This is a genomic window from Agrobacterium sp. 16-2014-1-2a (genome assembly GCF_053522705.1).
Window position 1 is genome coordinate 1,277,786 of the sequence record NZ_JBNWBX010000001.1, and the last position, 23,467, is coordinate 1,301,252.

At 59.3% G+C, this 23,467-nt stretch carries 20 protein-coding genes; 10 read left to right on the forward strand and 10 right to left on the reverse strand.

What is annotated here, in order from left to right; genetic code table 11:
* Positions 1-3: 3 nt before the first annotated feature.
* Both ACQZ45_RS06410 and ACQZ45_RS06415 read right to left on the reverse strand, forming a co-directional pair.
* Complete coding sequence (locus ACQZ45_RS06410; RefSeq protein WP_003515154.1) at positions 4-1,101, reverse strand: polyamine ABC transporter substrate-binding protein; 1,098 nt, start codon at positions 1,099-1,101, stop codon at positions 4-6.
* Between the two features lie 151 nt (positions 1,102-1,252).
* Positions 1,253-2,668: a short-chain fatty acyl-CoA regulator family protein gene (locus tag ACQZ45_RS06415; RefSeq protein ID WP_113291980.1), complete on the reverse strand. Its 1,416-nt coding sequence runs from the start codon at positions 2,666-2,668 to the stop codon at positions 1,253-1,255.
* Between the two features lie 254 nt (positions 2,669-2,922).
* On the opposite strand from ACQZ45_RS06415, the gene aceA reads away from it, so the two are divergent.
* Together aceA and ACQZ45_RS06425 are read left to right on the forward strand one after the other, a co-directional pair.
* The gene (gene aceA, locus ACQZ45_RS06420; protein WP_013635503.1) at positions 2,923-4,212 is read left to right on the forward strand and encodes an isocitrate lyase; all 1,290 of its coding nucleotides are present in this window, start codon (positions 2,923-2,925) and stop codon (positions 4,210-4,212) included.
* 83 nt (positions 4,213-4,295) lie between these two features.
* On the forward strand, positions 4,296-4,553 hold the full coding sequence (locus tag ACQZ45_RS06425; protein WP_003515151.1) for an SMc00767 family acetate metabolism repressor: 258 nt from the start codon (positions 4,296-4,298) through the stop codon (positions 4,551-4,553).
* 6 nt (positions 4,554-4,559) lie between these two features.
* On the opposite strand, the gene ACQZ45_RS06430 is transcribed toward ACQZ45_RS06425, so the two are convergent.
* The gene (locus ACQZ45_RS06430; protein ID WP_113291981.1) at positions 4,560-5,432 is read right to left on the reverse strand and encodes a LysR family transcriptional regulator; all 873 of its coding nucleotides are present in this window, start codon (positions 5,430-5,432) and stop codon (positions 4,560-4,562) included.
* An 83-nt stretch (positions 5,433-5,515) separates the two neighbouring features.
* On the opposite strand from ACQZ45_RS06430, the gene ACQZ45_RS06435 reads away from it, so the two are divergent.
* Positions 5,516-5,863, forward strand: coding sequence for a hypothetical protein (locus ACQZ45_RS06435; RefSeq protein WP_115063767.1), 348 nt, complete (start codon positions 5,516-5,518; stop codon positions 5,861-5,863).
* Positions 5,864-5,972: 109 nt separating this feature from the next.
* Here ACQZ45_RS06435 and ACQZ45_RS06440 read toward each other — a convergent pair whose 3' ends face one another.
* Positions 5,973-7,154, reverse strand: coding sequence for a BaiN/RdsA family NAD(P)/FAD-dependent oxidoreductase (locus ACQZ45_RS06440; protein WP_065688334.1), 1,182 nt, complete (start codon positions 7,152-7,154; stop codon positions 5,973-5,975).
* Between the two features lie 129 nt (positions 7,155-7,283).
* Here ACQZ45_RS06440 and ACQZ45_RS06445 point away from each other — a divergent pair, with 129 nt between their 5' ends.
* The 7 genes from ACQZ45_RS06445 (at position 7,284) to ACQZ45_RS06475 (ending at position 16,216) form a co-directional block, all read left to right on the forward strand.
* On the forward strand, positions 7,284-8,720 hold the full coding sequence (locus ACQZ45_RS06445; protein WP_013635499.1) for a glutamine synthetase family protein: 1,437 nt from the start codon (positions 7,284-7,286) through the stop codon (positions 8,718-8,720).
* A 10-nt stretch (positions 8,721-8,730) separates the two neighbouring features.
* Positions 8,731-10,017 carry an NAD(P)/FAD-dependent oxidoreductase gene (locus ACQZ45_RS06450; protein ID WP_003515145.1) on the forward strand — a complete coding sequence of 429 codons (1,287 nt, stop codon included), beginning with the start codon at positions 8,731-8,733 and terminating at the stop codon, positions 10,015-10,017.
* 74 nt (positions 10,018-10,091) lie between these two features.
* Positions 10,092-10,409 carry a hypothetical protein gene (locus tag ACQZ45_RS06455; protein WP_333704049.1) on the forward strand — a complete coding sequence of 106 codons (318 nt, stop codon included), beginning with the start codon at positions 10,092-10,094 and terminating at the stop codon, positions 10,407-10,409.
* 120 nt (positions 10,410-10,529) lie between these two features.
* Positions 10,530-12,005, forward strand: a complete 1,476-nt coding sequence (gene zwf / locus ACQZ45_RS06460; protein ID WP_003515142.1) for a glucose-6-phosphate dehydrogenase — start codon at positions 10,530-10,532, stop codon at positions 12,003-12,005.
* 10 nt (positions 12,006-12,015) lie between these two features.
* Positions 12,016-12,714 carry a 6-phosphogluconolactonase gene (pgl, locus tag ACQZ45_RS06465; RefSeq protein ID WP_448742221.1) on the forward strand — a complete coding sequence of 233 codons (699 nt, stop codon included), beginning with the start codon at positions 12,016-12,018 and terminating at the stop codon, positions 12,712-12,714.
* A gap of 123 nt (positions 12,715-12,837) precedes the next feature.
* Positions 12,838-14,658: a phosphogluconate dehydratase gene (gene edd, locus ACQZ45_RS06470; RefSeq protein ID WP_003515140.1), complete on the forward strand. Its 1,821-nt coding sequence runs from the start codon at positions 12,838-12,840 to the stop codon at positions 14,656-14,658.
* Between the two features lie 193 nt (positions 14,659-14,851).
* Complete coding sequence (locus ACQZ45_RS06475) at positions 14,852-16,216, forward strand: bifunctional metallophosphatase/5'-nucleotidase (RefSeq protein WP_113291982.1); 1,365 nt, start codon at positions 14,852-14,854, stop codon at positions 16,214-16,216.
* A 21-nt stretch (positions 16,217-16,237) separates the two neighbouring features.
* Here ACQZ45_RS06475 and ACQZ45_RS06480 read toward each other — a convergent pair whose 3' ends face one another.
* From ACQZ45_RS06480 to ACQZ45_RS06505, 6 genes are all read right to left on the reverse strand, one after another.
* Complete coding sequence (locus ACQZ45_RS06480; protein WP_034501827.1) at positions 16,238-16,594, reverse strand: hypothetical protein; 357 nt, start codon at positions 16,592-16,594, stop codon at positions 16,238-16,240.
* A 253-nt stretch (positions 16,595-16,847) separates the two neighbouring features.
* Positions 16,848-17,936, reverse strand: coding sequence for a sn-glycerol-3-phosphate ABC transporter ATP-binding protein UgpC (locus tag ACQZ45_RS06485; RefSeq protein ID WP_113291983.1), 1,089 nt, complete (start codon positions 17,934-17,936; stop codon positions 16,848-16,850).
* A gap of 21 nt (positions 17,937-17,957) precedes the next feature.
* Positions 17,958-19,613, reverse strand: a complete 1,656-nt coding sequence (bglA, locus tag ACQZ45_RS06490; RefSeq protein WP_113291984.1) for a beta-galactosidase BglA — start codon at positions 19,611-19,613, stop codon at positions 17,958-17,960.
* Positions 19,614-19,649: 36 nt separating this feature from the next.
* Positions 19,650-20,810: a carbohydrate ABC transporter permease gene (locus ACQZ45_RS06495; protein WP_003515133.1), complete on the reverse strand. Its 1,161-nt coding sequence runs from the start codon at positions 20,808-20,810 to the stop codon at positions 19,650-19,652.
* A gap of 1 nt (position 20,811) precedes the next feature.
* Positions 20,812-21,825, reverse strand: coding sequence for a carbohydrate ABC transporter permease (locus ACQZ45_RS06500; RefSeq protein WP_003515131.1), 1,014 nt, complete (start codon positions 21,823-21,825; stop codon positions 20,812-20,814).
* A gap of 106 nt (positions 21,826-21,931) precedes the next feature.
* Positions 21,932-23,293, reverse strand: a complete 1,362-nt coding sequence (locus ACQZ45_RS06505) for an ABC transporter substrate-binding protein (RefSeq protein ID WP_038489846.1) — start codon at positions 23,291-23,293, stop codon at positions 21,932-21,934.
* Positions 23,294-23,467: the final 174 nt, after the last annotated feature.

The window sequence follows — 23,467 nt, forward strand, 5'->3', positions numbered from 1 at the left end:
CTATCAGCTACCGGTCTTTATCTGCGTCCAGACACGGTTCAAGACGCGCTGTTCCTTCGGTCCGTAGGGTGAGATGGTGAAGAGCTTCTTCATCGTCTCGGCATTGGGGTAGACCGCCGGGTTCTTGGCAACCGACGGATCCATCAGCGCCTGCGAGGCAAGGTTGCCGTTCGCATACTGAACATAGTTGGACGCCTTGGCGATGACTTCCGGGCGCATCAGGTAGTTTATGAAGGTGTGAGCTTCCTCGACATTCTTGGCATCCGCCGGGATGGCAAGGTTGTCGAACCACATATAGGTGCCTTCCTTCGGGATGACGTAGTTCACCTCGACGCCATTCTTGGCTTCTTCGGCACGCTTTTTCGCCTGAAGAATGTCACCCGACCAGCCGATCGTGATGCAGCTGTCGCCATTTGCCAGCTCGTCGATATAGGCGGAAGAGTTGAAGGTCTTCACAAAGGGACGGATCTTCGAATAGACGGCACCGCCCGCTTCCAGATCGGCCGTTTCCTTGCTGTCCGGGTTCTTGCCGAGGTAATTCATCGCGATGGCGAAGGTCTCGTCCGATGCATCGAGAATATTAATGCCACAGGATTTCAGCTTTTCGGCATTTTCCGGCTTGAAGAGAATATCCCAGCTGTCGACCGGAACATCACCGAGAGCCGCCTTCACCTTGGCGACGTTATAGCCGATGCCTGTTGTGCCCCACATGTAGTTCACGGCATACTCGTTACCGGGGTCGTATTTTGCCAGACGCTCGGAGACATCCGGCCACATGTTCTTCAGATTCGGCAACTTGGACTTGTCGAGTTTCTGGAAAACACCGGCATTGATCTGGCGGGCAAGGAAGGGGCCAGTCGGCACCACCACGTCGTAGCCGGAGCTGCCGGCCAGAAGCTTCGTTTCCACGAGTTCGTTGCTGTCGAATACATCGTAAACGACCTTGATGCCGGTTTCCTTGGTGAAATCGGTAAGGATCGATTCGTCGATATAATCCGACCAGTTAAAGACGTGAACGACCTTCTCCTGGGCCATTGCCGAGCCTGCAGCAACGAGCGCCGTCGTGAGAGCCAAAGTGAAACGGAGCGAACGGTTTTTCATGATTTCTCCTGTTAACGCATCCTCGTGACGGAAGCGTGATCCCCTTTTTTAGTGAGACTAGAAAGGAAAACAAAAGGGAGCAAGCGGGAAATGTGCAGCACAGCATTTTCAACCGAATGTGTTCCACCGGAAAAAAAGTGATGCGAAACCTCTACTGGAAGTCGAAAACACTAAGACCGGTCACCATTTCGTCCAGGCCGAGCGGCCTCGTCAGCGGGGCCTCCGCCCGCGACAGACAGCCCTGCCTTTCACACAGCCGGCACGAGGGACCAATGGCAATGGTCGGCCCACCTGCGCCGGCAGCCCCATAAACCGTCTCCCCGGCCTGGGCGAGATCGCAGCCCAGAAGCACGGCCGTTCGCCGCACCCTTTCGCCGAAACCGGCCTGCGGGCCTTCAAGCGTGCGCGACACAGTCAGGAAGGCGTCACCGTCAGGCATCTCCACCGGCTCCACCAGCACCTGCCCCGGCTGGGCAAAAGCTGCGTGGATATTAAGACGCGGACAGAGGCCACCAAACCGTGCCCGCGGGAACCCACCAGCGCCCGCAAGACGGAAATGGTTGCCGGCATTGTCAGTCTCCATCAAAAAGAACGGGATTGCCGCAGCCGTCGGCCGTTGCAGGCTGACGAGCCTGTTGGCGGCCTGCTCGAACGACACATTGAAGCGCGACCGCAGGACATCGAGATCGTATTTCGCGCGCTGGGAGGCACTCAAAAACGCACCATAGGGCATCATCAGGGCGTGGGCGGCATAACGCGCCAGCTCGAAGCGGGCGATGCGCCGCGCCTCCTCCCCCTTCAGGCCAAGCGTCTCCAGCTCCACGCTAATCTCGTCGCGAAGCGCCAGAAGACAGGTTTCCATCGCCATTTCCCTGAGCTGATCCGGCTGCGACAGGCGCTCGGACAAAAACAGCCGCATGGAATGGCGGTCATAACGCCGCCGCAGATTGGGCATGGCATGGACCGGCAGAGTTCTGACCACGATACCGTGGTTTTTCTGAAGCCATGCGCGAAGGCCCGCGGCGAGATCTTCGCCCGCCGACAATTGCTTGTGGAGTTCTTCTGCCGCCGCATCGATGGAATGGACATAGGCCGGCCGGTTTTCAAAGACGTGCCGCACCTCGTCGATCGGCAGTCGGGTGGAGGAAAGCACCGCCTCATGTCCTTCGCGCGCCAGAAGATCCGAGAGGTCGGAAAGGCGCTGCGCCTGTTCCCGATACGCCCTGTACAGCTTGACGACGCCACTTGCCGCATTGGGCGCGGCATCTGCCACCTCGATCAGCTCCTGCGGCGACGGCACCTCGCCCACCAAGAGCGGATCGGCGAAGACCTCGCGCAATTGCCCGGCGGAATTGGCACTCTCGCCTTGCAGGTCGTCCAGATCCACCTTGTAGACTGAAGCGAGCTTCAAGAGCAGCTGCACGGTCAGCGGCCGCTGATTGCGCTCGATGAGATTGAGGTAGGAAGGCGAGATCGCCAGCGCCTCGGCCATGGCCGTCTGCGTCAGCGCCAGACCGTTACGAATACGACGTACGCGCGGGCCAGCAAAAATCTTGTTTTCCGACACAGCCTCAACCTCACATCGAAAGACTCATACAAGCCTGTTACAAAATCGCCGGGCATGAGGCTTTTACAAAATTTACAATTTTACAGCTCCAGCCTGTCACACACACTACAGCATAACCTCTTTCAAGTCACTGTTTTTATGTTTGTTCTGGCGCTCAAACTCATGAAAATGTAAATGTAGTCACATCGAACGGCGCTTCACACAGTTGAAGACAGCACGTTTCTGAAACCGCATTTGTCATGGGAGAGAGAAGTATGACGGATTTTTACAAACTTGTTCCGGGCGCACCGCAGGGACGCTTCGACGGCATTGAGCGCACTTATACCGCCGCCGACGTGGAGCGGCTGCGCGGCTCCGTTGAAATCCGCCATTCGCTCGCCGAGATGGGTGCCAACCGGCTGTGGAAGCTGATCAACGAAGAGAATTTCATCAATGCGCTCGGCGCGCTTTCCGGCAACCAGGCCATGCAGATGGTTCGCGCCGGGCTGAAGGCGATCTATCTTTCCGGCTGGCAGGTTGCGGCAGATGCCAACACGGCCTCCGCCATGTATCCGGACCAATCGCTCTACCCCGCCAATGCGGCGCCAGAGCTTGCAAAGCGCATCAACCGCACCTTGCAACGGGCAGACCAGATCGAGACGGCAGAGGGCAAGGGCCTTTCGGTCGACACGTGGTTCGCGCCTATCGTTGCCGATGCGGAAGCCGGGTTCGGGGGACCACTCAACGCCTTCGAGATCATGAAGGCATTCATCGAGGCCGGTGCAGCCGGTGTTCACTATGAAGACCAGCTGGCATCTGAAAAGAAGTGCGGCCATCTCGGCGGCAAGGTTCTGATCCCCACGGCGGCGCATATTCGCAACCTGACGGCGGCGCGACTTGCAGCCGACGTCATGGGCGTGCCGACGCTGGTCATCGCCCGCACCGATGCGGAGGCAGCCAAGCTTTTGACCTCTGATATTGACGAGCGCGACCAGCCCTTCGTTGATTACGATGCCGGCCGCACCGTCGAGGGCTTCTATCAGGTGAAGAACGGTCTTGAACCCTGCATCGCCCGTGCGGTGGCCTATGCGCCCTATTGCGATCTGATCTGGTGCGAGACCTCCAAGCCGGATCTCGAGCAGGCGCGCAGGTTTGCCGAGGGCGTGCACAAGGTGCATCCCGGCAAGAAGCTCGCTTACAATTGCTCGCCGTCGTTCAACTGGAAAAAGCACCTCGACGACGCGACGATTGCCAAGTTCCAGCGCGAACTCGGGGCAATGGGCTACAAGTTCCAGTTCATCACGCTGGCCGGCTTCCACCAGCTGAATTACGGCATGTTCGAACTGGCGCGCGGCTACAAGGAGCGGCAGATGGCGGCCTATTCCGAGCTTCAGGAAGCGGAATTCGCGGCCGAGGTTAACGGCTACACCGCCACCAAACACCAGCGCGAAGTCGGCACCGGCTACTTCGACGCCGTGTCGCTGGCAATCTCGGGCGGCACGTCTTCGACCACCGCCATGAAGGAATCCACCGAGCACGACCAGTTCCGCCCGGCGGCGGAATAAACTGGAAAACTGCCCTTCCCTTGAACGGGAAGGGCTTGCAAATCGCATCAAGAACCCCAACCAATAAAGAGAGGAGAAATGCCATGAATGCCCATAACCCCATCAAGACCCACGTCAAGGAACGCGCCGAGGAGCAGTCCTCCGCCATGACGCAGGATCAACAGGTCGCCATCCGCATGCTGGCCAACGATCTGCACCGCCTCAACCAGGCCGTCATGAAGGCAGTTGAGGCCGGTGTTTCCGTTGAACTCGTCCGCTCAGCCCGCCATCACGGCGGGGGCGGCAACTGGGGCGATCTTCTGATCCCGGTCATCGTCGCGCAGGGAAGTGCTGCCGCGTGACACCTCTCATGCCGGACGGCTTTTTCGTCCGGCGTACAAATCGGAATGTCGCTTGATGAGACGCGTCATCCGGTCCGCCACCGTCCTGATATCACGGCGGTGGCGATCGTCATTGTTCATGACGATCCACTGATTGTGACGAAGCGCTTCGATTTCGTCACCCTCACGCATCAGCCGCGCATCGGCATCGCCCACGAAACACGGCAGCACGGCAACCCCTGCTCCGGCCAGTGCCAGATCGAGCAGTGCCGTCGGCCTGCTAACCGTCACCACGATCTCATTACCACGGTTTTCATGCGGCCAGCGCAGGTAGGCGGAAATGGCGTTTTCTTCCGCCACCGCCAACCACCGGTCTGAAACGGAGCTGGCGGCGTTGCGCAACCTGTAGGGCGCATAGGCCACCTCCCCCGTCTTGACGGCAGCGAGGTTGCGTTCCTCGGGCTCGAAAGCGCGAATGCCGATGTCGTTTTCACGGTGCGCCAAAGACGCCCTCTGTTCGGCTATGAAAAGGTCGATGCGGAAATCGTCGCGATCCGTGCAGATGGCAGAGAAATTTACTGCCAGCAGCCAGGCATTCCAGGTGCCGACGGCAATGCGCACGACGGAAGAGGCCGACGACGCCTTTTGCCATCCCTCGATATCCTTTGCGGCGTTTTCCATCGCCTGAAGGCGGTCAAACAGCGCGCGGCCATCCGGTGTCAGCGCGTATCCCGTCTGGCTGCGCTGGAACAGCGCCTTGCCAATGCGCTCCTCCAATTCGATCATGCGTCGCCCGATAGTCGCAGGGCTCAAACCCGTCAGCGCCGCAGCACCCGTAAGGCCGCCGCTGCGTGACACATCGAGGAAAAGTTGGTATGAATCCCAGGTGACGTTTTTCATTTATGAAAAACGTAGCGCATTTTCTTGCGCAGATAAAACAAAAAACGGCGTGCATCATGGCCCTCCGCAACATGGAGAGTGACATGCACGTATTTTATTCAGCATTGGCCATCATCGAAAACCAGACGCCGCGCACGCGGCGGGAAGCCATCCGGCAAGAAGAGAAATTCTATGCCGATATGGCCGAGGCATCCTGGCCGTGGCGGCTGTTTACCGCGATTGCTGCAAGGGCGAAAGCGAAGAGCCCGACCTTAGTAAAAAAGGGCGATCAGGGCAGCCACGGCACCGGCTGCGATTGCAGTCAGGCGAAAGGCCAACTGCCTGCTCTCGCTTTCGGCGCGGGCGATGGCAATGGCGCGAGGGCGGCGATGTGCGGATCTGTTCATGCGCGGGCTCCTGACGAAAAACTCAACCGACCCATGCCCTGTTAAGAGCCTCCAGCATGACATCATGTACAGCGGAACCACAACGCGATCCGGCTTTGCTGGCATTCTGTCAGGATGACCCGTGCCCATTAACAAGGTGTTAATACGAGCGGTTTCAGGCGAATTCACCTGCTGCCTGACCGGAGGCCCAGGCCCACTGGAAATTATAGCCGCCCAGCCAGCCGGTCACGTCAACACATTCGCCGATGAAATAGAGGCCCGCCACGGTTTTCGCTGCCATGCTGCGGGAATCGAGGCCGGTCGTATCCACGCCGCCAAGCGTGACTTCCGCCGTGCGATATCCCTCGGAACCGGCGGGTTTGATCTGCCAGTCCTGCACCTCATTTGCCAAGGTCGCCAGAGCCTTGTCTGACATATCGGCAAGGTTGCCGGTCAGCCCCGATTTTTCGACGACATGCTGCGCCAGCCGTTTCGGCAGGATTTCCGCAAGAGCGGTCTGGGCCGACTGGCGGCCGTTCTTCTGTTTCGCTTCCTTTAGCAAGGCGACGATATCGCGCGCAGGCTCAAGTTTCAGGCGGATCGTATCGCCCTCCCGCCAATAGGAGGAGATTTGCAGGATTGAGGGGCCGCTCAGGCCCCGATGGGTAAACAGCAGTGCCTCGTTGAAAGCCGTTTTGCCATGGGAAATTTCGGCTGGCACGGCAACACCGGCAAGGGGGCTCAGTCTTTCCAGTGCCGCAGGATCAAGCGTCAGCGGCACGAGGCCGGGGCGCGTCTCGATGAGCGACAGGCCAAATTGCTCGGCGATCTGGTAGGCAAAACCGGTCGCACCCATTTTCGGGATCGACTTGCCGCCCGTTGCGACCACAAGGCTTTCCGCCTCGATGACGCCGCCGGAGGTCGTCACGCGAAACCGGCCGGCATCATGGGCGACATCAGAAACGGCGGTTTCGAGCCTCAATTTCACCTTTGCAGCCTGCATTTCGCCAAGCAGCATGCGGATGATGTCCTTGGCGCTATCGTCGCAGAAGAGCTGCCCAAGCGTCTTTTCATGCCAGGCGATACGATGTTTTTCGACCAGAGCGATGAAATCGCGCGGCGTGTAACGGGCAAGTGCGGATTTGGCGAAATGCGGGTTGGCGGAGAGATAATTCTTCGGCCCGGCGTGGATGTTGGTGAAATTGCAGCGGCCGCCGCCGGAGATGCGGATTTTCTCGCCCGGCGCCTTGGCATGGTCGAGGATGATGACGGAGCGGCCGCGCTGGCCGGCGCGGATGGCGCACATCATGCCGGCAGCCCCCGCCCCCAAAATCAGCACGTCACATTTGTCTGCCATAGTTGTTTTCCGTTTGCTTCTCCCTTTCCTCTTTTCGAAGTGTCGCCCGTTGTCAATGGCGCTTTCCCCCTCGCCAATTGCCAAACTCCGGTTATGATGGCGCCAGTCGAAACACAGACCCGGTGATACATGCCCCCGAAGAAAACCATGCTCCGCCCGAAGAAACAGGCAACCATGGCAAAGAAACCTCCCCTCGACCTTTCCTCTACCCGTGGCGTTTCCTCCTGGCGCGAAGCTTCGCAATGGTTGAGGGCGCGCGGTATTGAGGATATTGAATGCATAACACCCGATCTTGCCGGGGTTGCGCGTGGCAAGATGATGCCGACGGCGAAATTTACGGGCGACACCTCGCTTGCCCTGCCCTCCGCGCTCTATCGCCACACGATCTCGGGCGAATATCCGGATGAGACGGCAAACTTCCGCTATGAGCCGCGCGACAGCGACCTGAAGCTTGTGCCTGATCTTTCCACGCTATCCGTGGTGCCATGGGAAAGCGACCCGACCGCGCAGGTGATCTGCGATGTCGTGGATGCCGAGGGTAATTTCGTTCCCTATACGCCGCGCAACGTGCTGAAAAACGTGCTTTCGCTTTACACCGAAAAAGGCTGGAAGCCGGTCGTCGCGCCGGAAATCGAATTCTACCTGGTCGCCATGAATGACGACCCTGACTATCCGCTTCATCCGCCGAAGGGCCGCTCCGGACGCTCCATCGTCGGTGGGCAGAGCTATTCCATCGCCGGCATCAACGAGTTCGACGAACTGATCGACGATATCTATCACTTCTCCGAAAAACAGGGCCTCGAGATCGATACCCTGATCCACGAGGAAGGCCCGGCCCAGCTGGAAATCAACCTGCGCCATGGCGATCCGATCGAACTTGCCGACCAGGTGTTCCTGTTCAAGCGCACGATCCGTGAAGCAGCATTGAAGCATGGCATCTACGCCACCTTCATGGCCAAGCCTATGCAGGGTCAACCGGGTTCGGCCATGCATATCCATCAGTCGGTGGTGGAGATCGACAGCGGCCGCAATATCTTCTCCAACAAGGACGGCGGCCCGTCCAAGGAGTTCTTCGCCTTCGTCGGCGGCATGCAGCGTTATGTTCCGAACGCGCTGGTGATGCTTGCTCCTTACGTGAATTCCTATCGCCGCCTGACGCCTGACATGGCTTGCCCGGTCAACAATGCCTGGGGTTACGACAATCGCACGACGGCTTTCCGCGTGCCGATTTCCAGCCCGCAGGCAAGGCGTGTCGAAAACCGCCTGCCGAGTTCGGATGCCAATCCCTATCTCGCGCTTGCAGCTTCGCTTGCCTGCGGCTGGCTCGGCATCGTCAACAATATCGAGCCGACCGAACCGACCGCCGATACGGCCAATGAAGGCTCCATCGACCTGCCGCGCGGGCTGCTGGAAGCCGTGGCGTTGCTGGAAGGCGAAGAACAGTTCGAGCGGGTGTTCGGCCATGAATTCGTCGGCCTTTATGCGGGCCTGAAGCGCGGGGAATTCGAGACATTCATGCAGGTCATCAGCCCATGGGAGCGGGAATTCCTGCTTCTCAACGTGTGAGGTCTGAAGCATGACGTGGCAAAGCCCGATAGCGCCGGGGATTTCCTGGTATCAGGCAAGCGCCCAGGAGCGGCCGCAATATCCGGCGCTCGACGGGTCGAAAGCAGTGGACGTCGCGGTCGTCGGCGGTGGCTATACCGGGCTTCAGGCCGCCTTTAATCTTGCCGCCAACGGTGTCTCCGTCGCCTTGATCGAGGCGCATCGTTTCGGCGACGGCGCATCCGGCCGCAACGGCGGGCAATTCGGCACCGGGCAGCGCTCGTTTCCCGACGAGATGGAAGACGAGATCGGCTTCGAGCAGTCGAAGGTACTGTTCGATATCGCCGAGGATGCCAAGCACTACGTCCTCAACTTCGCCCGCGATCACGGCATCGACATGGAGTATCTGCCGGGGCAGCTCTATGTGGCTCACAAAGCTGCTTACGAAGACGATTACCGCAAAAGCGTCGATGCGATGAACAATCGCTACGGCTATCCGCATATTTCCTACATGGAGCGGGCGGACGCACGCAGACGTGTCGGCTCCAGCCATTATTTCGGCGGCACACGCGATACCGGCACCGGCCATATCCATCCGCTGAAGCTGCTGGTCGGGCTTGCGAAAGCCGCAAAAGAGGCGGGCGCCGGCATCCATGAAATGACGCCCGCCAAATCCATACGCCAGGCGGGCGGCAAGACCATCATCGAAACGCCCTCCGGCACGCTGACCGCAACGCGGGTGCTGATTGCGACCAATGCCTATATCGGCAATCTGGAACCGGTGACGGCGGCCCATATCATGCCCATCCGCTCCTTCATCGGCGCGACTGCACCGCTTGACGCTTATCCTGACATTATTCCCGGCAAGGAAGCCGTGGCCGATTCCCGTTTCGTGGTGCGCTATTTCCGCAAGACGGTCGACAACCGGCTGCTGTTCGGCGGGCGCGAGGCCTATACGGCCGATACGCCGCGCGACATTTCCAGCCATATTCGCCGGCAGATCGCGGAAATCTATCCCGAACTCGGAAATGTCGAGATCACCCATTCCTGGGGCGGCTCCGTCGGCATCACCCTGCCAAGGCGGGTGTTCGTGCGGGAAGTCATGCCAGGGGTCACTTCCATCGGCGGTTATTCCGGACACGGGGTGATGCTGTCGAACTATTGCGGCAAGCTCTATGCCGATCTCGTTCTCGGCAGACAGGATATGCTGGCGCCATTCGCGCGGTTGAAGGTTCCGTCGTTCCCCGGCGGTGCATCGCTGCGGGCACCGCTGCTTTTCCTGGCGCTCTCATGGTACGCGTTGCGAGACAGGTTTTAGGAAATCCGCCCACCTCTGGAGATCTGATGGAAAGACCTAGCGACAGGCTTGTTACGATTGCGACCGGTTACGGGATGGCGGAAACCGCCGTGACGTGTTCGTTTCTGCGCGCCTATGGCATCCACACCACCGTGCCCTCGGCCCATATCGTTTCCGTGAACTGGCATTTGACGGTCGCTTTCGGAGGCATGGAAATCCGGGTGCCGGAGTGGCAGCGGCATGAGGCAAGACTGCTGCTGGACAGTATAGATGCCTCGCACAAGGTCGATGAGCCATCACCGCGATTATGGATGGGGAAAATCGCAAATCGTCGTTTTTTTCTTTTTTTCCGTTCCGCCGCCGGCCAAAGGCTTGTTCAAGAACCCTGCTTTCTAGCCGGCATCACTCAATGACAATCGGTACGGGTTTTCGACCCGTGAAACCAAAATTCATAATTTCACATAACTGAGACTGGCATTTTTAAATCGATTAGATTATGGATGCCCCAACCCTTGAAGATCGAGAGTATCGATATGAGCAGTCAGATCATTCCTGTTGAAGCTTTTGATTGTGTCGTTTTCGGCGGCACAGGCGATTTGGCAGAGCGCAAGCTTTTGCCGGCCCTTTATCACCGTCAGGTCGAAGGCCAGTTCACGGAGCCGACCCGTATCATCGGCGCGTCGCGTTCGGTCATGAGCCATGAGGAATATCGCAAATTCGCGCAGGACGCGCTGAAGGAGCATCTGAAGGCGGGCGAATATGATGATGCGCAGGTTGCGCTGTTCCTCAACCGGCTTTTCTACGTTCCCGTCGACGCAAAATCCGGCAACGGATGGGACGTGTTGAAGAAGCTGCTCGATGAGGGCAAGGAGCGCATACGCGCCTTCTATCTCGCTGTTGCGCCCGGCATTTTCGGCGATATCGCCGACAAGATCCGCGAACACAAGCTTATTACCCGCTCGACCCGCATCGTCGTTGAAAAGCCGATCGGCCGCGACCTTGCCTCGGCGCAGGAACTCAACGACACCATCGGCCACGTCTTCAAGGAAGAACAGATCTTCCGCATCGACCACTATCTTGGCAAGGAGACGGTGCAGAACCTGATGGCACTGCGTTTTGCCAACGCGCTTTACGAGCCGCTTTGGAATTCCGCCCATATCGACCACGTGCAGATCACGGTCGCAGAAGCTGTCGGCCTTGAGGGTCGCGCCGGATATTACGATACGGCCGGTGCGTTGCGCGACATGGTGCAGAACCACATTCTGCAATTGCTTTGCCTCGTTGCCATGGAGCCGCCCGCTTCCATGAACGCGGAAGCCGTGCGTGACGAAAAGCTCAAGGTCCTGCGCTCGCTCAAGCCGATCAACACCAGCAATGTCGAAAAGCTGACGGTTCGCGGCCAGTACCGCGCCGGCGCTTCCGCAGGCGGCCCGGTAAAAGGTTATCTGGAGGAGCTGGAGGGCGGCGTTTCCAACACGGAAACCTTCGTCGCCATCAAGGCCGAAATTGCCAACTGGCGCTGGGCAGGCGTTCCTTTCTACATTCGCACGGGAAAACGCCTTGCGACCCGCGTTTCGGAAATCGTCGTCACGTTCAAGCAGATCCCGCATTCGATCTTCGACGATGCGGCCGGCAAGATCGAAGCCAACAAGCTGGTCATTCGCCTCCAACCGGACGAAGGCGTCAAGCAGTCGCTGCTCATCAAGGATCCCGGCCCGGGCGGCATGCGCCTGCGTCAGGTTTCGCTGGACATGAGCTTTGCCGAAGCCTTCAATGTGCGCAGCCCCGATGCCTATGAGCGGCTTTTGATGGATACCATCCGCTCCAACCAGACACTGTTCATGCGCCGCGACGAAGTGGAAGCGGCATGGGACTGGGTCGATCCGATCCTCAAGAGCTGGGAAGAACTGGGACAGGGCGTACAGGGTTATACTGCCGGAACCTGGGGTCCGAGCGGCTCGATCGCACTGATCGAGCGCGACGGCCGCACCTGGCACGACGCTGACTGAGGGCGCGGGTATGAGCGAAACAATCCATGTCTTCGTCACAGCCGCTGAACTGGCGAAAACCCTGGCGGCGGATGTTGCCGCGCGTCTCGACGCGGCAACGAAAGAATACGGAACGGCAAGCATTGCCGTTTCGGGCGGTTCAACGCCCAAGCTGTTCTTCCAGGCGCTTTCCCATCATGATCTCGACTGGAGCAACATCAGCGTGACGCTGGTGGACGAACGGTTCGTGCCGCCAGAAAGCGAGCGCTCGAACCACCGGCTGGTCAGCGAGAACCTGTTGCAGGACAAGGCGAAGGCGGCCTATTTCGTGCCGCTGTTTCAGCCCGCGGCCTCGCCTGAGGATGCAGCGACGCTTGCGACCGTCAAGACCGAAGCGATCTGCGATCCTTTTGATGTCGTCGTGCTGGGGATGGGAACGGATGGGCATACGGCATCGTTCTTTCCCGGTGGCGACAATCTCTACGAAGCGCTCGACCTTGACGAACCGCGCGGCGTTTTGACCATGGCGGCGGAAACCGCGGGGGAAGAACGGTTGACGTTCAACTTCTCCAGCCTTCACGATGCAGGTTTTCTGGTGCTCCACATCGAAGGTGCAGCAAAAAAGGCGACGCTTGAAAAAGCACAGTCGGGCGAGGATGAGGACGAAATGCCGATCCGCGCCGTGCTGAACCGGGCAGAAACCGCCGTGGATATTTACTGGGCGCCATAACTGGATGCGGTTGCCGCGCAAGCGGCCCCGCGACAGCGCCCGACGACACAAGACGAAAACACGATAACCGGTCCTTCATCTCCCGGAACACCGGTTCTCGACCAACGAACAGGATGAACGCTCATGTCCGCCGATTCCCGCATTCAGGCCATTACCGCCCGCATCGTCGAACGCTCCAAGCCTTACCGCGAGACCTATCTCGAGCGGCTGCGGCTGCAGGTTTCGAAGGGGGTTCATCGCTCCACTCTCTCCTGCGGTAACCTCGCGCATGGATTTGCTGTCTGTTCCCCCGCCGACAAGGACCTCCTTGCCGGCGACCGGGTTGGTAATCTCGGCATCATCACCGCTTATAACGACATGCTGTCGGCGCACCAACCCTACGAGACCTTTCCGGCAATCATCCGCGAGGCCGCAGCGCAAGCCGGCGGCGTGGCGCAGGTCGCGGGTGCCGTGCCTGCCATGTGTGACGGCGTAACCCAGGGCCAGCCGGGCATGGAGCTCTCGCTATTCTCCCGTGATGCCATCGCCATGGCTGCCGGCATCGGCCTGTCACATAACATGTTCGACGCCGCCGTCTATCTCGGTGTCTGCGACAAGATCGTTCCCGGCCTCGTCATCGCAGCGCTTTCCTTCGGTCACCTGCCCTCCATCTTCATCCCCGCCGGGCCTATGACCACCGGCCTGCCGAACGACGAGAAATCCCGTATTCGCCAGCTTTATGCAGAGGGCAAGGTTGGGCGCGCCGAGCTGCTGGAGGCGGAGTCCAAATCCTATCATGGTCCCGGCACCTGCACTTTCTACGGCACGGCAAATTCCAACCAGATGTTGATGGAGATCATGGGTTTCCACATGCCCGGCTCTTCCTTCATCAATCCCGGCACGCCGCTGCGCGACGCGCTGACACGCGAGGCCGCCAAGCGGGCGCTCGCCATCACCGCGCAGGGCAACGAATTCACGCCTGCGGGCGAAATGATCGATGAGCGCTCGATCGTCAACGGCGTCGTTGGCCTGCACGCGACGGGCGGCTCGACCAACCACACCATGCACCTGATCGCCATGGCGCGCGCAGCCGGCATCATCCTCACCTGGCAGGATATTTCCGATCTGTCGGATACCGTGCCTTTGCTTGCGCGCGTTTATCCCAACGGTCTTGCGGATGTGAACCATTTCCACGCCGCAGGCGGCATGGGCTTCCTCATCAAGCAGCTTTTGAAACAGGGCTTCGTGCATGACGATGTCCGCACCGTCTTCGGACAGGGGCTCGAAGCCTACACCGTGGATGCAAAGCTTGACGAAAACGGCGCAGTGACCCGCGAGCCTTCTCCCGAGCAGAGCCACGACCCCAAGGTTCTCGCCAGCATTGAAACGCCGTTCCAGCCGACCGGCGGTCTGAAAATGCTGACCGGCAATCTCGGCAAATCGGTCATCAAGATCTCCGCCGTCAAGCCCGAACGCCATATCATCGAAGCGCCCGCGATCGTCTTTAACGACCAGCAGGAGCTTCAGGATGCCTTCAAGGACGGCAAGCTCAACCGCGATTTCATCGCTGTCGTCCGCTTCCAGGGTCCGAAGGCCAACGGCATGCCGGAACTGCACCGCCTGACACCGCCACTTGGCGTGCTGCAGGATCGCGGCTTCAAGGTGGCGCTGGTGACGGACGGACGCATGTCCGGCGCTTCCGGCAAGGTGCCGGCCGCCATCCATGTCACGCCGGAAGCTTCCGAATGCGGCCCGATCTCGCTCATCCGCGATGGCGACATCATCCGTCTCGACGCCATTTCCGGAACGCTTGAAGTGCTTGTTCCAGCCGCAGAGCTGGCAAAGCGCGAACCGGCGCGCGCCGACCTTTCCGCCAACGAATGGGGCATGGGCCGCGAACTTTTCGCCCCGTTCCGCCGTAATGTCGGCCCTGCAGACCAGGGCGCCAGCGTTCTGTTCCATTGATCGTCCGGAGGCGAAGGCCGGATTCGGCCTCGCCTCCGCACCCTCTTGGCATGACCCGCATAACCCGCGCTGAAACCGCTTTATTTCCCGTCTCTTAAACGCCAAACTTGTCATGCGGCTGTGATGATCGCCCTATAGGGGCTTCTCAGCCAGCCGCGGGACGATGACGCATTTCAAGATGATGGGGCCAGACATGACGATTTTCTCAAGCAAACGCCGTGACGTGCTGAAGCTTATGGCTGGCACCGCCATACTGCCGCTGATGGTGGTGGCAACGCCGGCGGAGGCGCAGGATGTGGCCCTGCGTGCAATCGTGATTTCCGACCTGCATTCGGCCTATGAGCGCATCGGGCAGCTCCTAGCAGCCATAGAAATGCGCATCGCGGCTGACAAGGCACCCCACATTATTCTTCTGAACGGCGACCTGTTCGAAACCGGCAATGCGGTGGCGACACGGTCGTCCGGCGAAATCGAGTGGACGTTCCTCTCGGCGCTCACCAGGCTCGCGCCCTCCGTCATCAATATCGGCAACCACGAACCGGATATCGATAACGACCTCGCCAATTTCGTCAGTCGTGCCCGCGCGCTCGGCATCAACGTGCTGTCCAACATCATCGACAAGCGCAGCGGCGCACCCTATGCACCGGCCAGTGTGGAGGTGAGTGTGGGCGGACGGACGGTCGTCGTTGCGGGCCTTGCCACCAACGCGATCAATACCTATCCGAAGGCGACGCGTGAGATGCTGGATATTCCACAGCCTGTGGAATGGGCCAAGGCGAATCTGCCGGCAATCGTCAAGCCGGAGGCGATCAACATCGTTCTCAGCCACGCCGGTGTTGTTGCCGACCGCGATATCCTGCCGTTGCTGCCCGATGGCACCCTGCTGGTCGGCGGCCACGATCACCTGAACTTCGTGCATGAACAGGGTGCGACGCGCTATGTCCACACGGGTTCATGGTGCACCTCCATGGCCATTGCGACGATCGAAGCTGCTGGCAAGGCGCCGACGATCGAGACCGTCGCCATCGACAGCGACGCCCCCTCCTCCCCGGCGCTCAAAGGCCTGATCGAACAGACGCTCGACAAACATCTGACGGCAGAAGAGAAGGCGGTTGTCGGCAAAACGGAAAAGGCGATGACAGTTGACGAGGCAGGACGCCGTGTGGCGCAACTGATCGCCGCAAAAACAGGCGCGGATGTCGGCTTCATCGGCCACACCTCCTTCGGCGCTGGTTTGCCAAAGGGTGATATCCGCCGCTACGATTTCAACGCCTCGCTGCGTTTCGACGGCAAGCTGATGGTGACGGAAGTGGATGGCGAAGCGCTTGCGCAAATCCTGAAGCGCTGCAACCAGGACGGCGACATTCCGCTTGCTGACCGCACCGGCGATTATCTCTACGCCATGCCGGAAAAACCGGTCGCGAGAGAGCGCTACAAACTGGTCTGCAACGACTGGTCCGCCACCAACCAGAAATCCTATTTCGGCCGCAGCGATCTCGACTTTGCGGAAGTGCCGGATGTGAAGCTGAAGCAGACGGTTCTGGGTGGGCTTTCCTGAAGCCGGAGATTCTCCAGCCCCTCAGAAGGACCGGATATCGAGCTTCCGGTCCTTATGCGCCGGATGCGTGCTGAACACGAAAATGCGGTCGAGTTCCTTTTGCGTCAACATGCGCAGGAAACGAACGTGGATGGTGTTGTTGGCGTTGACGCGCAACATAACGCAGCCGATCTTGGTGATGCGGGCGTCGGGAATATCCAGATAGAACTGGTTCGGAAGATTGTATTTCGTCAGCAGCGCCAGCACGGCCTCGGTCTGGGAAATGCGAATGACGTCGCAACGGCGAGCGGCCATATGCATGACGGCCTTCTCGGTATATTCGATGCGCGCCGCATTCATGGTGTCTTCCATGCGAAACCGGCCTTCGCGGTCGTACATGAAGGATTCTTCCTTGGTCAGGTAACTGTTCTTGATAACACCCGCACTGCTCTGCACGCCCTGACCTCCATGCTCTTTCAACGTCTCCAAGATTAAAACGTAGTCTTTAACAATTCATATCAGCGTCACCTTAAACAGACCGAAGACGGAACATTTTTGGCATTTTTCCACAGCGGCAAAATATCATGAAAAAACCCCGGAACGGGACGTTCCGGGGCATGTTTCCTGAAGCTCACGGCCATTGTCTCCGCAACTATCTGCGGTAGTTCTTGCCCTCGGCATCAAAGAGGTGGAGCTTTGCCTGCGGTGCCGCAAAACGCAGGGTCTGACCCTTGGCGACGGATACGATGCCCGGCACCTTGACGATGATCGGCTCCTGCCCCTTGGGCGCTTCGAGATAAAGCAGGGTCACTTCACCGAGAGCCTCGACGATCGCGACTTTTCCCTCGAAAAGATAATCGTCGCCGGTGACGATGCTCAAATCCTCCGGCCGGACACCGAAGCTCGCGACCTTGCCCTGCTCGGTTGCAGGCGTGGGAACGACGATGTTCAGCGTCTTGCCTCCGGCAAGTTCGATCGAAGTCCGCTCCCCGGTTACGGCAATTTTTGCCGCAATGATGTTCATGGCGGGCGAGCCGATGAACCGCGCCACGAAGAGGTTGGCGGGGTTTTCGTAAAGTTCCAGCGGCGGGCCGACCTGTTCCACACGACCCGCATTCAAAACGACGATACGGTCGGCCAGCGTCATCGCCTCCACCTGATCGTGGGTGACGTAGATCATCGTCGTGTCTGCCATCTGCTCATTGAGCTTGGCGATCTCGATGCGGGTTGCGACGCGCAGCGCGGCATCGAGGTTCGACAGGGGTTCGTCGAACAGGAACACCTTGGGATTGCGGCAAATGGCACGGCCGATGGCGACGCGCTGGCGCTGGCCGCCAGAAAGAGCCTTGGGCAAACGCTCCAGATATTGCGTCAGCTGCAGGATTTCGGCAGCGGCGCGCACGCGACGGTCGATCTCCTGACGGTTCTCCTTGGCGATCTTCATGCCGAAGGCCATGTTGTCGTAAACAGTCATATGCGGATAAAGCGCATAGGACTGGAACACCATGGCAATGCCGCGACGCGAGGGCGGGATTTCATTGACCAGCTGGCCGTCGATGAACATTTCGCCGCCGGTGATTTCCTCCAGACCCGCAATCATGCGCAGCAACGTCGATTTCCCACAGCCGGACGGCCCGACGAAAACGATGAATTCGCCCTGTTCGATCTCCAGATCGATGCCGTGCAGGACTTTTACCTGCCCGTATGATTTGCGGATATCCTTGAGAACGAGACTTGTCATGGGTTGTTCCTCCCTGCTCTATCAGGCGTAACGGGCGAAGAAAGCGCCCCATGCCGGAAGTTCTACGCTTCTGCCGTCCACACCGCTTGCAAAGCCGTGCCCTTCGAGAACCTCCCAGTTCCCTTCCGGCAGCGTCGCCTTTGCCGGTGTCGCGGACAGATTGAAGAGGCACAGAACGGTTTCGTTGCCGAGCGTGCGGGTGTAGCTCAGCACATCGCCCTCCACTGGCTGGAATTCGATGCCGCCCTTGGCAAAGGCGGGATGCTTTTTGCGGAAGGAAAGGAAGCGGCGGTAGTGCTCCAGCACGGATGCCTCATTGCCCTGCTGGGTGCTGACGGCGCGCTGCTTGTGTTCGGCCGGAATGGGCAGCCAGGTCTTGTCCGACGTCGAGAAGCCGGCCTGCGCATGGCCCGCATCCCACACCATCGGTGTGCGGCAACCGTCGCGGCCTTTAAATTCCGGCCAGAACTGGATGCCGTAGGGGTCCTGCAAATCCTCAAAAGCAATATCGGCTTCAGTAAGGCCCAGCTCTTCACCCTCATAGATGCAGACGGAGCCGCGCTGCGTCATCAACAACGCCGAGAGCACCTTGGCGAAAGCATCCTTATCCTCGACATGCTCGCCCCAGCGGCTGACATGGCGAACGACATCGTGGTTGGAGAAAGCCCAGCAGGCCCAGCCTTCCGGTGCGGCCCTGGCAAAATCCGCCTGCACATCGGCAACACGCTGCGGCGTGAGCGCATCCGGCGCCAGGAATTCGAAGGCGTAACACATCTGCATCTTGTCGTCGCCGGAGGTGTATTCACCGACGATTTCGAGTCCGCGCTGGCTGTCGCCCACTTCGCCAACGGCGGCGATATCCGGAAACTCGTCCAGCACGGCGCGGAAGCGTTTCAGGAAGGCGATGTTTTCGGGGCGGTTCTTGTCGTAGAGATGTTCCTGGAAATTGTAGGGATTGACCGCAGGTGCCGTGGAGGCGTTGCGGCGCTCCGGCGCCAGCGCCGGGTTGTCGCGCAATTCCAGATCATGGAAATAGAAGTTGATGGTATCGAGGCGGAAACCATCGACGCCGCGCTTCAGCCAGAAGCGGGTGATATTGAGCAGTTCTTCCTGCACTTCCGGATTATGCAGGTTGAGATCCGGCTGCGAGGTCAGGAAGTTGTGCATATAATATTGCATGCGGGTGGGGTCCCACTGCCAGCCGGAGCCGCCGAAGATCGACAGCCAGTTGTTGGGCGGCGTGCCATCCGGCTTGCTGTCCGACCAGACGTACCAGTCCGATTTCGGATTGTTGCGGCTGGCGCGGCTTTCCACGAACCACGGATGCTGGTCAGACGTGTGCGACATGACGAGGTCGATCATGACGCGGATACCCAGACGGTGCGCTTCCGCGATCAAGCCGTCGAAATCGGCAAGCGTGCCGAACATCGGATCGACATCGACATAATTCGAGACGTCATAACCGAAATCCTTCATCGGCGAGGTGAAGAAGGGCGAAATCCAGATGGCGTCGGCACCGAGACCGGCAATATGCGCCAACCGGTCGGTGATGCCCTTGAGATCGCCGATGCCGTCGCCATTGGAGTCCTGATAGGAGCGCGGGTAGATCTGATAGATCACGGCGCCGCGCCACCAATCCTTGTTGGGCGTCAAAGCGGAAGTCACCGGAGCGGTCATAGTCTCATCCTGTCTGGTATGGGCGTTCATGGATAATCAGCCTCCCTTGACGGAGCCTGAGAGCAGGCCACGCACGAGATAACGTTGAAGGGCAAAGAAAACGCCGAGCGGCACGACAATGGTAACGAAGGCCGAGGCGGTGAGGATTTCCCAGTTGCCGCCGCGCGAACCGAGCAGCGCGTTTAGCGCACCGGTCAGCACCAGCTCATCCTTCTGCGTGCCGAGGAAGACCATGGCGACGAGCAGGTCGTTCCAGGTCCACAGAAACTGGAAGATGGCGAAGGAGGCGAGCGCCGGGAAGGATAGCGGCAGGATGATCTTGACGAAGATTTCGAAATCGCTCGCGCCGTCGACACGTGCACTTTCGATGATCTCTTTCGGCAGGCCGGAAATGTAGTTGCGCAACAGGTAGATGGCGAGCGGCAGACCGAAGGCGGTGTGCGCCAGCCAGATGCCGGCATAGGTCTTGGACGGAACGCCGAAGATATTGCCGATTTCGTTGTAGAGTTTCAGGAGCGGTATCAGCGACATCTGCAACGGTACGACGATCAGGCCCACCACCATCGCAATCAGAAAATTGCGGCCGGAAAAGCTCATCCATGACAGCGCATAGGCGGCAAAGGCGGCGATGAGGATCGGGATGACGGTTGCCGGAACGGCGACTGTCAGCGAGTTGACGAAGGACTGGCCGATGCCTTCCGAGGTCAGGACGGTTCGATAATTGTCGAGTGTGAAGACCGGCGGTGTCGCGACGGAAATATAGACGCGCTTGCCGCGAGAGCCCTCGAAGCTTGAGGCCTTGCTGTATTCATAGGTGCCGTCCGTATTGACGAGCAGCGTTTCCCCGTCGCCGATATCTGCCGCTTCACCGGCTTTGAAGGCCGTCGGCTCCTGCACGCGAACGCCGAAGGCTGCAACCTTGCCCCCCTGTCCGCTTTCAAAAACATTACCTGATATGACGTAGCGGTTCCCGTCCTGCTTCTGCACGGCAGCGTCGGCAAGGCGAACCGCCGCGGTCTGCTCAGAACTGGAAAAGGCCGTCCACCAGCCCGACACGGTGATCTGGTCCTTGTCGCGCAGGGAACTTACGAGAATACCGAGTGTGGGCAGAAGCCAGAGAAGCACGACGACCAGCACGCTGGCATGGACGATGAGGCGCGGCAGGCCGACGCGGCGCAGACGTTTTACGATATCCATCTCAGCGGCCCTCCATCTCACGGTTCGCCTGGCGGATGTTCCAGACCATGATCGGCGTGACGGCCGCCATGATGACGAGCGCTATGACCGCACTTCGGCCACTGTCACCGCCGCCGCGGAACATCCAGTCGAACATGAGGTTGGCGAGAACCATGGTGTTCCACTGACCGTTGGTCATGGTCAGCACGATGTCGAAAACCTTGAGAACGAGAATGGTGATCGTCGTCCAGACGACGGCGATGGTGCCCCAGATTTGCGGGACCATGATCTTCCAGAAGATCTGCCAGCCATTGGCGCCATCGATGACGGCCGCTTCGATTGTCTCTTCCGGAATGCCGCGCAGCGCTGCCGACAGGATGACCATGGCAAAGCCGGTCTGAATCCAGATGAGGATGACCATCAGGAAAAAGTTGTTCCAGAAGGGCATGGAAATCCACACCTCCGGGCTGCCGCCGAAAAACTCGACGACGGCGTTGAGGAGGCCGATCTGCACCTGACCTTCGGCGCGATACTCGTAAATGAATTTCCAGATGACGGAGGCACCGACGAAGGAGATCGCCATCGGCATGAAGACGATGGATTTGGCGATGTTGCCCCACCAGATGCGGTCGGTCATGACGGCAATAACGAGGCCGAAGAAGGTGCAGGCGGCCGGCACCACGGCCAGCCAGAGGATGTTGTTGAAGATCGATTGCCGGAAGCCGGCATCGAAAAATGCCCAGCGATAATTGGCAAGACCTACGAATTCGGCGCCGGTCCGGTCATAGAACGAGAGGATGAGCGTCGCGATGACGGGATAGACCAGATAGACGAGAAGAAGGAGAAGAGCGGGGCCGATGAACAGCCAGGGCCTGACCGACGCGCGGCGGTTGAGGTTGCGGGATGCCTGCAACACGTCTCCCGAGCGGACGGGAAAGATTACCTGCAACAGTTTGTCGGATAGCCAATAATAGGCAGCGCAGGCAAAAACGCCGGCCACCATGACGCCGATGGCAGAAACGAGTTGTTGAGCCATGCTCCCTCCCTTGATCCTCTCCGCGCCGCGCTGATTTTATGCGGTCGACGGCCGTTCCGTTGGCAAAGGCCCGGCGGCATCACCGCCGGGCCAAGCTCTGTTGAGGTTACTTCAGGCCGTCCCAGGCCTTCTGGATATCGGCAGCGACCTGATCGGCCGACTTGCCGCCGACGAAATCGATCATGCCGGTCCAGAATGCACCCGCGCCGATCTTGCCCGGCATCAGGTCGGAACCGTCAAAGCCGAAGGTGGTCGCGGAGGTGAGGATTTCACCCTGGCGCTTCATCTGCTCATTGGCATAGGTATCGACATTCACACCCTTATACGGCGTCAGGAAGCTGGACTGTGCCATCCAGACTTCATGGGCGATCGGGGTTTTCAGGAAATCGACGAAAGCCTTGGCGGCGGGCGCTTCCTTGGTGATGGTGACGAGCGTGCCGGCGCCCAGAACCGGCTTGCCGAGTTCCGGCTTTGCGGCATAGGTCGGCATATAGAAGAAATCCACATCCGTTCCGACCTTGGTACCATCAGGGAAGAAGGACGGCACGAAGGACGCTTGATGGTGGAGGTAGCACTTCGGCGGAATGTCGAAGAGACCCTTCGGGCTGTCGCGGAAGTCGGTGGAGGCCACAGCCGCAACGCCGCCGCTGACATATTTTTCGTTCTTGGCGAATTTACCGAATTCATTGATTGCCGCAACGACGGCCGGATCGGTGAACTTCACCTCGTTCGTCGTCCATTTCTGATAGACGTCGAGTGGCTGCGTGCGCAGCATCAGGTCTTCCACCCAGTCCGTTGCCGGCCAGCCGGTCGCACCGCCGGAACCGAGGCCGATGCACCAGGGTGTGCCGCCATCGGCAACGATCTGGTCCGTCAGCTTGAACAGGTCTTCCATGCTCTCGGGCACTTTATAGCCCGCTTCCTCGAAGTTCTCAGGTACGTACCAGACGAGCGACTTCACGTCGGCCTTGAAGGGAAATGCAAAGTAAGCCTTGTTGCCGTCCTTGCCCTTGTAGCTGCCGAGATCAACCCAGGACTGGCCAGCGCCGTAATTGTCCTTAACCCAGCTTGCGGTCTCATCGCCGAGCGGAACCAGAAAACCCTTGGCGGCGAGATCGGCCAGAAGACCGGGCTGCGGCAGGATGGCGATGTTGGGCGGAGAACCCGCCTGCGTGTCGATGACGATCTGCTGTTCGTAGTTTTCCGAGGAGGAATAGCGGACGTTCACGCCGGTCGCGTCGGAGAAATAGGCCAGCACCGTCTGGAACAGCGCCTCGTCCTCGCCGCGCCAGGGCCCGAAAATCGTCAGCGTCTGACCCTTGAGGTCGGCATGGGCCGCCTTGAAGTCTTCGTAGCTTTTCCAGTTGAACTTGGCATCCTGACCGGGCGCGAATTTCAGATCGGCGGCAAAGGCCGAACCCGACAGCAGCACTATAGAAGCCGCCGTCGCCAAAAAGGTCTTCTGCATGTGATTTACCTCCCATCACATAAAAGGCTCAAAGCATCTCCCATAAATCAAAGCGCTTTGGCTGCCTATTCATCTCATTGTCATTGAGAAGGAGTCAAGAGGCTCTTTCGCTGGACATGCCGCATTGTCGTATGAATAGTCATACTTACTTAGAAAGGCGGCTATCGTTTTCGA